Raw genomic sequence first — 606 nt, 5'->3', positions numbered from 1 at the left:
ACCGGAGAAGGCGATGGTGCTGTGCATGGATGAGAAGTCCCAGATCCAGGCGTTGGATCGCACCCAGGCATCGTTGCCGATGATCCCGGGCCGGGCCGCCACGATGACCCATGACTACAAGCGCAACGGCACGACCACACTGTTCGCCGCGTTGGACGTGTTGACAGGGAAAGTGATCGGCCAATGCCTGCCCCGGCACCGTCACACCGAGTTCCTCAAGTTCCTGAACACGATTGACCGCGAGGTACCCAAGGGCCTGGCGGTGCATCTGATCCTGGACAACTACAGCACCCATAAACACGCCGACGTCGACCGATGGCTGAAGCGCCACAAGCGGTTTCACCTACACTTCACCCCGACCTCGTCATCATGGCTCAACCAGGTCGAGCGCTGGTTTCGCGACCTGACCGAGAAGAATCTGCGGCGCGGAATATTCAGCAGCGTGCCCGACCTGATCGCCAGCATCGAGACATACCTCAACGCCCACAACGCCGATCCCAAACCCTACGTATGGACAGCCACCGCTGAATCCATCCTCGCCAAGGTTCACCGCGCACGCACCAAACTCCAACAAGTAGTTAACCAAAACTGAGACGGACCACTAGC

1 protein-coding gene is annotated in these 606 nt (G+C 59.4%); it reads left to right on the top strand.

Features of this window, described 5'->3' with window-relative positions:
- A partial coding sequence (locus AC5Y49_RS24805) for an IS630 family transposase (protein WP_499892021.1) occupies positions 1-592 on the top strand: 592 nt, incomplete at its 5' end.
- Positions 593-606: the final 14 nt, after the last annotated feature.

This window comes from Mycobacterium sp. NGS62, assembly GCF_059812285.1.
Note: the sequence above shows the minus strand (reverse complement) of the source record. Positions and strands in the feature narration are given on the sequence as shown.